Below are 10,575 nucleotides of genomic sequence, written 5' to 3'. Positions count from 1 at the left end.
TGGCCGTCCTCAGCGCCATCAAGGTCAGGGATCCCGTTCTCGGCGGCTTCTATCAAAACCTCAGAACGCGTGGAAAACCCTTCAAGCTCGCCATGATCGCCACCGTGCGAAAGCTCATCACCATCCTTAATGCCATCGCTCGCTCAGACCCCGCTTTCGCTCAATAACGTCCACGGTTGCTTGACCCGGGGTCCATCTTGGTCACTCCCTACTTCCTGTCACCCCGGCCTTGCCTGTCCCGGCGCAGGCCGGGATGCCGGGATCCAGAGCGGCAGGCAGGGAGCAAAGGACCGCGATCAGAACCCCGGCTTCATCACGCCCGCCTCGACGAGAGCGGCGACAGCCTCGCCATCATGTCCCGGCACGATGCGCAGCTTCGGCTCCGCCTGATGCAGACGATGAAGCTCGCGAAGCTGGCCGAACACCGCCCCGCGGTCCTCTTTCAGAAAGAACTGCGTCATCAGCCGGGCGCGCTCGCGAACGAGCTCGATATTGCGGTACTGCCAGGCGACATCGCCGACGAAAAGAACCCCCGTGCCATCCGATTTCTGCACATAGATCATCTGGCTGCCGGGCGAATGGCCGGGCGACTTGATGAGAACGACGCCCGGCGCGATGGCCATGTAATTGCCATAGACGAGCGGCTCGTAGCCATCGAGAGCGCCTTCCGGAAAAGCGGCGGGAGCGGAGCGTTCCGGGTGATCGACCTGCTCCTGCGTCAGCTTTGTCGAAGGCAGGATGCGTTTCACATCCGGATGCTCGGTAAGCCCGCCGATGTGATCCATATGCTCATGCGTGATGAGAATGAGCGACGCCTTGTCGAGCGCGGCGCTCATCCGGTCATAGGCCGCCTTGTCGAAGGAGACGAGGTTCGAGCCGCCGAGCTTGTTGTCGAGCGCCGTGTCGATGATCGCGGTGATGCCGTCGGGAAAAACGAGGCGATAGGAATAGACCGGTATCTCGACGCGGCTCCAGCCGTCTCCGGCGACCACCGCCGTTTTCGGGAAGGAAAAGGCCGCGACTTTTTCCGCGTCGATTTCGAGCGCCTTGTCCCCCGGCATAGATGCGGCCAGCCTGCGCACCTCGGTCATGTCGATGGCGAATTCGGCATCCGCCGGCACATGGCTCTCGACGATGAACCAGTAATAGGCGCCGCCGCCTGCAATGGCGATCACGGCAAGCACGATGAGCGCGATACGTTTCCAGGACATGGCTGAGCCCCCTCGGTTCGTGGCCCGGCGCGATTGCCGGGCCTTGACGATGTGCCGCAACGATATTGGAGGGCCGATGCCGCGATCAATCGGCGATATCTTATATCCGCTCTACGAATTCTTATGGCCGGGGATCAGGCCTTCTTCTCCCACCGGCCCTGTTCGTTCTGCTGCCAGTAGGTCGCGTCGTGCCCTTCCGCCTTGAGGCGCTTCCACTGCTCGCGCGCGCGGCCAAGCGCGGCCTCGTCGCGGCCGTCGAACATCAGCACGCAACGCTCATAGCCCGAGAGGTCGCCCGGCTCGGCGCCATCGACGAGAAACAGAACCTGGGCGCCGTTGGGGTTCTCGTCGTCGACGGTCAGGAAGATCGGCTGGAGTTCGGCGGGCCCGTCCTCGCGCGTGCCATGCGGGAGGAAGGCATCGTCCCTCCAGGTCCAAAGCTCGTTGACGAGCGTTTCCAGCCGCTCCGGATTGCCGACCTTCACCACGCATCGCCAGGGGCGCGCCAGCGAGCGCTCGAGCAATTGCGGCAGCACCTGCTCGAGCGTCGCGTTCTGGAGATGGTAGAAAAGCACCTCGGTCATGTCGTCCAGTCACGGCCCCGTTTCAGCGAATGAAAAACGCATCCGCCTGAAGAAGCGCCTTCGTTTTCGGATCGCGGAGTCCGTTGCAGAAGCCGAAAAGCTGAAAGCCGAGCTTGCCGATCATCGCCATCATTTCGGCCGCCAGCGTCTCGCCCGCGTAAAGTTCCCGGAACGAAAGCTCCACCTGCAAGGCAACCACGCTTTCCATGATGCCCGTCGCGCCTTCGAGCACCTCGCGCTCGAAGCCCTGTGTGTCGATCTTGAGATAGATGCGGTCGCCGGGACGCAGAAACTCGCCCGCGACGCCGTCGAGCCTGCGAACGGCGACCGTCTCCGTCGAGACATAGGCGGTTTCCGGCGCGGCATCCGAATGCACATGCGTCATCGGCCGAAGCGATGAAGACTGCGAAAATCCCGAGATGTTGATGACCGTCTCGGTATCCTCGTTGCCTATCGCCATGCGCGGCGCCAGCACCCAGTTCGGATAGCCTCGCGCTTTCTCCAACAGGACGCGGTGCGCCTCCGACAATGGCTCGAATGACACGATCCGGCGTGTGGCGTCATCCGACAGCACGCCTCCGGCCCACTGGCCTTCATTCGCGCCGACATCGAAACAGACCGTCGGCGCGCTCGCATTGATGATCTGCCATACGAGCGCACGGGGCCCGTGCCCCTTCCTGATGCGGACCAGCTCATAGCCGAGACGCCAGGCGATTTCCGATTTCAACTTCATTGGTGCCCCACCGGGTCAAGGGGCGCCGAAGCGCCCCTCGATCCTTCGTCAACCCTCATAATAATCCGCAACCAGACGATTGAGGAGACGGACGCCCCAGCCCGAGCCCCAGCTCTGGTTCGTCGCTGTCTGCGGCGACGCCATGGCCGTTCCGGCGATGTCGAGATGCGCCCAGGGCGTGTTGTTGACGAAGCGCTGGAGGAACTGCGCTGCCGTGATCGAGCCGCCATCGCGGCCGCCCGTGTTCTTCATATCGGCAAATCTGGAATCGATCATCTTGTCGAAGGCCGGTCCCATCGGCATCCGCCAGACCTTCTCGCCCTCCGCCTCGCCAACCTCGGCAAGCTGCGTCGAGAGCTTGTCGTCATTGGAGAAAAGACCCGCATATTCCTTGCCGAGCGCAATCATGATGGCGCCGGTCAGCGTCGCAAGGTCGACCATGAACTTCGGCTTGAAGCGGTTCTGCGTGTACCAGAGCGCGTCGGCCAGCACGAGGCGGCCTTCGGCATCGGTGTTGATGACCTCGATGGTCTGGCCCGACATGGAAGTCACGATGTCGCCCGGCCGCTGCGCATTGCCATCCGGCATGTTCTCGACCACGCCGATGACGCCGATGGCGTTCACCTTGGCCTTGCGCGCGGCGAGCGCATGGAGAAGGCCGGTGACGCAGGCCGCGCCGCCCATATCGCCCTTCATGTCCTCCATGCCCGCCGGCGGCTTCAGCGAGATGCCGCCGGTATCGAAACAGACGCCCTTGCCGACGAAGGCCACCGGCTTCTCTGTCGCCTTGGCGCCGTTCCAGCGCATGATGACGAGCTGGCTCTCGCGCACGCTGCCCTGCCCCACGCCGAGCAGCGAGCCCATGCCGAGCTTCTTCATCTGCGCCTCGCCGAGCACCTCGACCTTGACGCCGAGCTTGGTGAGCGCGCGGGCGCGCTTGGCGAATTCCACCGGCGAGAGAATGTTCGCCGGCTCGTTGACGAGATCGCGAGTGAGGAAGATGCCATCCGCGATCTTGCCGAGCGTGCCATAGGACTTGCGCGCGGCGGCAAACGCCTTGGTCATGACGGCGAGCGATTTGACGGCGCCGTTATCGTCCTTCTTCTTCGTCTTGTACTTGTCGAAGCGATAGCTCCTGAGCTTCGCGCCGAAGGCGATGCGGGCCGCCGCCTCGCCAGCGTCGATCTTGGCGGAATGCGCGCCATCGGCGATGACCGCCGCCGCTGTCTCCTTCGCCTTCTGCAAGCGGCCCACAAGCTCGCCGCCCGCATTTTCGAGCGCCGAGATGGAAAGCTCTGCCGCCTTGCCGACGCCGATGAGATAGACGCGGCTCGCCGTCACGCCGTGGAGCGCGACGATTTCGAGGACGCTGCCCGCCTTGCCAGTGAAGTCGGCCGCCTTGACGGCGCGCTTCAGCGCCCCGCCCGACATGCGGTCGAGATCGGCCGCCGCGCCGGAAAGCGCATTGCCTTCCGTCACCACAAGCGCCAGGGCGCCGGCTTTCGCCAGCGATACATCGGCAAAGGAAATATTCATCGGATGGACCTTTCAATCTCTCGGGCAGGCATGCCGCCAGCGCCGCAGGGGCGGCAGGGGGCAAGCCGAATCAGCGGGCGCGGACGCGCCCATCTCCGCCGAGGCGCATCGCATGCGCTCCGCCGGGCCTTCGCGCGTCCGCCTTTTCCGGTCGGTCAAAATGGGATAACCATTCCTCTCGGCCAAGCGGCTATCCTACCGGAAACCCTTGGGAGTAAAAGCCATCTCATCACGCCGAACGCGGACCCGATCCTCCTGGACCCGAGTTGAAAGCTGGAACGGATGCCAACAGCCCTGACGCGATATGTATTCTGGCAATGTGCGGGTCCGTTCGTGATTGCGAGCTTCGTGCTGTCGGGCGTCATCTGGCTGACCCAGGCGCTGAGGATGCTCGACCTGCTGATCACGCAGGGGCAGACGCTGGCGGTCTTCTTCGAGCTGAGCCTTCTCGCATTCCCGACGGCGGTGAATACGGTCCTGCCCATCGCCCTTTTCTGCGCGCTTCTCTATGCGCTCAACAAGCTCATCACCGATAGCGAGATCGTGGTGATGTACTCCGCGGGCGTCAGCCGCTGGGCGCTGGCCACGCCTGTGCTCATTCTCACCGTCATCACCATCGTCATCGTGATGGTGCTCAATCTCTATCTCATGCCGCTCGGCATGCGGACGCTGCGGACCAAGCTCTTTGAAATTCGCGGCGATGTGGCCTCCTCCCTCATCCGCGAAGGCGCGTTCACCAATCCCGTTTCGGGGCTCACCGTCTATGTGCGGGCGCGCACGCCCGATGGCGGCATCAAGGGCATCCTCGTTCATGACGGGCGCGATCCCAAGCAGCCCGTCACCTACATGGCCGAGTCGGGCGAACTCGTTCGCCTGCCCGAGGGGCCGCGGCTCGTCATGTATAACGGTAACATCGAGCGCGTCGTCAGAAGCGGCGACAAGACCGAAAGCCCGCTGACACTCCTCTATTTCGACAAATACACATACGACCTCTCGCAATATTCCACGGCCTCGGAAAGCGCGTCGCCCTGGGAAGTCCGCGAACGCTATCTGGGCGAACTCTTCAACCCGGCCAGCAACGACATTTACGGGCAGACGCGGAAAAAACGGCTGCGCGCCGAAGGCCATGACCGGCTGGTCGCCGGCATCTATCCACTCATGTTCGCGCTGATCGCGCTTGCGACGCTGCTCCCCGCGCCGCTCAACCGGCGAGGTTACACGCTGCGGATAGGGCTTGCCGCGCTCGTGGCGGTCGTCGCGCGGGTCGCGGGCTTCGGCGTCGTCAACACGGCAGCGACGCAGCCCGCCGCCATCGTGCTCATCTATCTTCTGCCGATCGCCGTCTGCGCAGCGTGCATCGCGGTTCTGTCCGGCTTCCGGTTCGATCGGAGCTTCCGGCATTTGCGGTCCAGATTCGCGGGGCTGCCCTTCATCGGCAGCGCAAGGCGGTGACGGCATGAACCTTTCATGGACGCTGTCGCGCTATTTCGCCCGCCAGTTTCTGGTGACGGTGCTCATCACCTTCGGCATCGTGCTCTGCCTCATCTACATGATCAGCCTTGTCGAGCTGATGCGGCGCGCGGCCAACAATCCGAACATCCCGTTCGATGTTCTGGCCTCGATGGCGCTGCTCGAACTGCCGACCATCGGCGCCGATACGCTTCCCTTCGCGGTGCTTTTCGGCGGCATGGCGTCCTTCCTGCGGCTGACGCGAAATCAGGAGCTGGTGGTGGCGCGGGCGGCAGGCATTTCGGCCTGGCAGTTTCTGGCGCCCGCTCTGGGCGTCGCCTTTGCCATCGGCATCTTCATCGTCACCGTCTACAACCCGGTCGCCTCCACCATGTCGGCGCGCTACAGCCAGCTCGAGGCGAAATTCCTGCGCGGACAGACGAGCCTGCTCGCGGTCTCGTCGAACGGGCTCTGGCTGCGCCAGGCCGATCCGAACGGGCAGTCGGTCGTCCACGCGTTGCGGATCAGCGAGCGCGGCCTCAGGCTGGAGGATGTCATCATCCTCCTCTACAGCCGGGGCGACCGCTTCATCGGGCGCATCGACGCGCAGGGCGCATCGCTGGAGGCCGGGTATTGGGACATCAAGGACGCCTGGGTGACGATGGCCGACGACCAGCCCCGATATTTCGACCGCTACCGTCAGCCGACCACGCTGACGATCACCCAGGTTCAGGAAAGCTTCGCCGATCCCGACACCATATCGTTCTGGGACCTGCCGCATTTCATCGAGATGGCGGAGGATGCGGGCTTTTCCGCCCTGCGCTACCGGCTCCACCTCTATGACGTTCTGTCGACGCCGTTTCTGCTCTGCACCATGGTGCTTGTCGGGGCGATCTTTTCGCTGCGGGCGTCGCGGCTCGGCGGCCTCGTCCAGCTCGTTCTCGGCGGCGTTTTCGCCGGTTTTCTGCTCTACTTCCTGAGCGATCTGTCCCTCGCCCTGGGCACGACAGGGGTCATGCCGCCCTTCCTTGCCGCATGGGCTCCCGCTATCGTGGCAGCTCTTTTGGGTCTTACGGTTCTCTTTCACCTCGAAGACGGTTAAATATCGGACGGATCCATCGACGTTGGGGGCTAACTTGAAGAGGGGATCGAGGATGGGGTCGACCGGCCGCCGGTTTGCACTGTTTGTCGCGGCGGCGGCGTTCCCGTTCCTTGCCGCGCTGCCGGCCGGGGCCGCCCCGGCGGCTGCCACGCCCCCCGCGCCGGGCGGTGCCGAGGCGGCAAAGACCTACCCCGAATCGGGCGAAGTCCTGATGCAGGCGGATGAGTTGACCTATGACCGCGAGCGCAAGGTCGTCACCGCCACCGGCCATGTCGAAATCGCCTATGGCGGGCGCATCCTGCTCGCCGACAAGGTGACCTATGACGAGACCACCGGCGTCTCGACGGCCGACGGGCATGTCGCCCTGCTCGACCCGGATGGCAATGTCGCCTTTGCCGACCATGTCGTGCTGCGGAACGAACTGAAGGACGGCGTCGCGCAGACGCTCTCGGTTCTGATGACGGACAAGTCGCGCCTCGCGGGCCGGGATGCCGAACGCAAGGGCGGCGAAATCACCACGCTCCATCGCGGCGTCTACAGCCCGTGCGAAATCTGCACGAAGAAGGGGCAGACGACCCCGCTCTGGCAGATCAAGGCGTTTCGCGTCGTCCACAACAAGACGGAACAGCGCATCGTCTTCGAAGATGCGTTCATGGAGCTTTTCGGCGTTCCGGTCTTCTATCTGCCCTTCTTCTCGCAACCCGATCCGACGGTCAAACGCAAGTCCGGTTTCCTCGCGCCCGACTTCGCAAGCTCGACCGAGCTTGGGCAGCAGATCACCATCCCCTATTTCTGGGCGATCGCGCCCAACATGGATGTGACGCTCGCGCCGCGCTTCACCACGAAGGAAGGCCTCGTCTATCAGGGCGAATTCCGCCACCGGATCGCGGAAGGCTCCTACCGCTTCTTCGGCACCGCCAACTGGCCCGAAACACGCAAACCCGGCACGCAAGGCGACGAGCCTTTCCGCGGCAGCCTGTTCGGCAATGGCGAGTTCCGCCTCGCGCCGGACTGGAGCTGGGGCTTCCAGAGCGAGTTCGTCACCGACAACACCTATCTGCGCAAATACGGATTGTCGAACGCGACCGATCTCACCTCGAACCTCCACCTCAATCAGGTGGACGGGCGCAACAGCTTCTCGGCCAACGCCTACTACTTCCAGAACCTGCTGCTCCCCAGCAACAGCGATACGCCCTGGGTCGCGCCGACGGTGGATTTCAACCACTATTTCGGCGATCTGCTCGGGGCCGGGCGCCTCAACTTCTCCAGCAACGCCATGCTGCTCGGAACGCCGGGCGGGCTCGGCTCGCGGCGGGTCTCCGGCACCTTCGAATGGGACATGCCGTTCACCGCCAGAGGCGGCGAGGTTTACCGGCTCTTCGCCAGCCTTCGCGGCGATGCCTACTGGACCGACAAGGTGCCGAATCCGGCGGCGCCCGGCATCAACTTCGACAATGAAACGATCGTCCGAGGATTGCCCACCTTCGGCGCCGAGGCGAGCTATCCGCTGGTGCGCGCGGGCCGCTCGCTCAGGGAGGTGATCGAGCCGATTGCGCAGGTCATCTACTCGCCCAGCATCGGAAATAGCGAACGCATTCCGAACATGGATTCGCTCAATGTCGAATTCGACGACACGAGCCTCTTTTCGGAGAATCGCTTTCCCGGCCTCGATCGCTGGGAAACGGGCGCTCGCACGAATGTCGGCATGCGCTATTCAATCTTCGGCTCGGGCGGCGGCCAGGCGAGCGTGCTCTTCGGCCAGAGCTTCCGCATGAACGAGGATACGAGCTTCACCTCAGCGAGCGGATTGCGCGATCAGCGCTCGGACTATGTCGGCGCCATCCGCGTTGCACCCAACGACAATCTGTTCGCCGTCCATCGCTTCCGCATCAACAAGAACGACTTCAAGTTCAGCCGCAACGAATTCGACATTCTCGCGCGGACGGGGCCGCTGACGACGCAGTTCGGCTATGCCTATTTCGCCGCGGACCAGGCGCTCACGACCGCCGCCGGCGCGCGCGAGGAAGTCTCGCTCGGCACGGTGCTGAAGCTCAGCGATTACTGGCGCCTCTTCGGCGGCTCGGTGCGCGACCTCGCCAATTCGCAGACGATTTCGAACGAGATCGGCCTCGGTTATCAGGACGACTGCTTCGGCCTCGCCATCGGCTTCTATCAGTCCAACATCAGCTATCAGGACATCCAGAAGTCCAACACCTTCCTCATCCAGATCACCTTCAAGAATCTCGGCACGACGGGCCTCGGATCGGAGGCCGGACTGGGCAGCCGCCGGGGCCAGATGGGCATTGTCAATCCCGGCCCCACCCTCTTTGGCGATCCCAGCACCTCGGTTCTCGGCAATCCAGCCAAGGAGGTGTTCGGTTATCGCCGCCGGGGGAATGGCCTATACTGATCGCCCGCCTCATCGAATGGCGCCAAGCCGCTGAAAAGTTGCATTTTTTGCCCAGTGTCCTTGGTTGATTAGGGACCCGATTGAAGTATTCTGTGCGCCTCAGGCCGGGGCCGTCCGGGCCTAACTGGAGGGGTTCCGGCCCCTGTGAAAGAGTCATGAAGCCAATGAAGCTCGCGTGCGCGTTCACGCCTGCCGCCAAGAATTTGTCCCGGCTTTTCTCCATCGTCGCCTTTGCCGGCCTGCTCGGGATCGCGGCGGCCAGCCCGCTTCAGGCGGCCGACAGCGAAGGCATGCCGATGCAGAACCCGGCAGGCATCGCGGCCCTGACGCCGGACGGAGGCTCGGCGGCGCAGGACGCGCAGGGCATCGCCGCCATCGTCAACGACCACATCATTTCGCGTTACGACCTCGATCAGCGCGTGAAGCTCGTGATGGTGACGTCGGGCATCCCGGACAACCCCGAAACGGTGAACCGCATCAGGGGCCAGGTGCTCAGGGGCCTCATCGACGAGGTTCTGGAAATTCAGGAATCGCAGCGGCTCGAACTCAAGGTCGATCCGAAGGACATCGAGAAGGAATACAACCAGATCGCCGCGCGGGCCAACATGACCCCGAAGGAGATCGACGAATATCTCAGCGAGAACGGCATCACCAAGAACGCCCTGCTCAGCCAGATCTTCGCGGGCATCGCCTGGAACAAGGTGATCGGGCAGCAATTCGGCCCGCTGATCAATATCGGGCAGGACGAGATCGACGAAGTCCTCAACAGGCTCAAGGCCGAGGCCGATCAGCCGCGCTATCTCGTGTCCGAAATCCTGCTGACCTACGACAACCCGCAGCAGGAGCAGGAAATGGCGGGCGGCGCGCAGCGCCTGGTGGAACAGCTCCGGCAGGGCGCGCCCTTCGCCGCCGTCGCGCGCCAGTTCAGCCAGTCTCCGAGCGCGGCCAATGGCGGCGACATCGGCTGGGTGCATGCAAGCCAGTTGCCCAAGGATGTCGCGCCGAGCATCGAGCAGATGCAGATCGGGGCGGTTTCCGATCCGATCCAGACGCTGAACGGCTTCTACATCGTGCAGCTCCGCAACAAGCAGACCGGCATCGGCCCCGATGCGATGCAGGACCAGTGGACCCTCGCGCATATCCTGTTGCCGCTGACACCTGAAGCGCCTGCCGCACTCGTGGAGCGGCGCGTGGCGGAGGCCCAGAAGTTCATGCGCGACTTCAAGTCCTGCGAAGGCATCCCTGACCAGATCAAGTCGATCGTCGGCGCGGTGGCGCAGGCGCCGCGCACCATCAGCTTCGGCCAGCTCGACCAGAGGATCCGCGAAGCGCTTGCCGGCGCGAAGCCCGGCCATGTCACGACGCCGATCCGCAGCGCGCAGGGTTTCGAGATGATCGCCGTCTGCGACTACAAGGCCGACGCGACCGCCATGCCGACGCGCGACGACATCGAGGACAATCTCTTCTCGCAGCAATTGTCGATGATGGCGCGCCGCCACCTCCGCGACCTGCGCCGCGATGCCGTGATCGACATCAGGTGAACAAATCCG

Annotated in this window: 8 protein-coding genes and 1 pseudogene; 5 read left to right on the top strand and 4 right to left on the bottom strand. The window is 63.7% G+C overall.

Annotation, left to right across the window (positions count from 1 at the left end; genetic code table 11):
• Window positions 1-167 (top strand): annotated as a pseudogene (locus WBG82_RS11720) (IS110 family transposase); the annotation flags it as partial.
• 129 nt (window positions 168-296) lie between these two features.
• Here WBG82_RS11720 and WBG82_RS11715 read toward each other — a convergent pair.
• From WBG82_RS11715 to WBG82_RS11700, 4 genes are all read right to left on the bottom strand, one after another.
• Entirely contained in the window at window positions 297-1,211 is a 915-nt protein-coding gene (locus tag WBG82_RS11715; protein ID WP_424424704.1) for an MBL fold metallo-hydrolase, read from the bottom strand.
• A gap of 134 nt (window positions 1,212-1,345) precedes the next feature.
• Window positions 1,346-1,795: a DNA polymerase III subunit chi gene (locus WBG82_RS11710; RefSeq protein ID WP_424424703.1), complete on the bottom strand. Its 450-nt coding sequence runs from the start codon at window positions 1,793-1,795 to the stop codon at window positions 1,346-1,348.
• A 22-nt stretch (window positions 1,796-1,817) separates the two neighbouring features.
• On the bottom strand, window positions 1,818-2,528 hold the full coding sequence (locus WBG82_RS11705; RefSeq protein ID WP_424424702.1) for an FkbM family methyltransferase: 711 nt from the start codon (window positions 2,526-2,528) through the stop codon (window positions 1,818-1,820).
• Window positions 2,529-2,576: 48 nt separating this feature from the next.
• Entirely contained in the window at window positions 2,577-4,064 is a 1,488-nt protein-coding gene (locus WBG82_RS11700; protein WP_424424701.1) for a leucyl aminopeptidase, read from the bottom strand.
• 282 nt (window positions 4,065-4,346) lie between these two features.
• Here WBG82_RS11700 and lptF point away from each other — a divergent pair, with 282 nt between their 5' ends.
• From lptF to WBG82_RS11680, 4 genes are all read left to right on the top strand, one after another.
• Window positions 4,347-5,516 carry an LPS export ABC transporter permease LptF gene (gene lptF / locus WBG82_RS11695; protein ID WP_424424700.1) on the top strand — a complete coding sequence of 390 codons (1,170 nt, stop codon included), beginning with the start codon at window positions 4,347-4,349 and terminating at the stop codon, window positions 5,514-5,516.
• Between the two features lie 4 nt (window positions 5,517-5,520).
• Entirely contained in the window at window positions 5,521-6,615 is a 1,095-nt protein-coding gene (lptG, locus tag WBG82_RS11690) for an LPS export ABC transporter permease LptG (RefSeq protein ID WP_424424699.1), read from the top strand.
• Between the two features lie 52 nt (window positions 6,616-6,667).
• Window positions 6,668-9,025, top strand: coding sequence for an LPS-assembly protein LptD (locus WBG82_RS11685; protein WP_424424698.1), 2,358 nt, complete (start codon window positions 6,668-6,670; stop codon window positions 9,023-9,025).
• Window positions 9,026-9,189: 164 nt separating this feature from the next.
• Window positions 9,190-10,566 (top strand): peptidylprolyl isomerase, encoded by a 1,377-nt coding sequence (locus WBG82_RS11680; protein ID WP_424424697.1) that lies wholly within the window; start codon window positions 9,190-9,192, stop codon window positions 10,564-10,566.
• The last annotated feature ends 9 nt before the right edge of the window (window positions 10,567-10,575 follow it).

The sequence above is a fragment of the Parvibaculum sp. genome (assembly GCF_049671045.1).
Taxonomy (GTDB): domain Bacteria; phylum Pseudomonadota; class Alphaproteobacteria; order Parvibaculales; family Parvibaculaceae; genus Parvibaculum.
The sequence above is the reverse complement of the archived record's forward strand: the minus strand, read 5'-3'. Positions and strand labels throughout refer to the sequence as shown.

Coding starts and splice junctions, on each gene's coding strand:
- WBG82_RS11715 (WP_424424704.1), bottom strand. CDS start 1,211: ATGTCCTGGAAACGTATCGCGCTCATCGTGCTTGCCGTGATCGCCATT.
- WBG82_RS11710 (WP_424424703.1), bottom strand. CDS start 1,795: ATGACCGAGGTGCTTTTCTACCATCTCCAGAACGCGACGCTCGAGCAG.
- WBG82_RS11705 (WP_424424702.1), bottom strand. CDS start 2,528: ATGAAGTTGAAATCGGAAATCGCCTGGCGTCTCGGCTATGAGCTGGTC.
- WBG82_RS11700 (WP_424424701.1), bottom strand. CDS start 4,064: ATGAATATTTCCTTTGCCGATGTATCGCTGGCGAAAGCCGGCGCCCTG.
- lptF (WP_424424700.1), top strand. CDS start 4,347: ATGCCAACAGCCCTGACGCGATATGTATTCTGGCAATGTGCGGGTCCG.
- lptG (WP_424424699.1), top strand. CDS start 5,521: ATGAACCTTTCATGGACGCTGTCGCGCTATTTCGCCCGCCAGTTTCTG.
- WBG82_RS11685 (WP_424424698.1), top strand. CDS start 6,668: ATGGGGTCGACCGGCCGCCGGTTTGCACTGTTTGTCGCGGCGGCGGCG.
- WBG82_RS11680 (WP_424424697.1), top strand. CDS start 9,190: ATGAAGCTCGCGTGCGCGTTCACGCCTGCCGCCAAGAATTTGTCCCGG.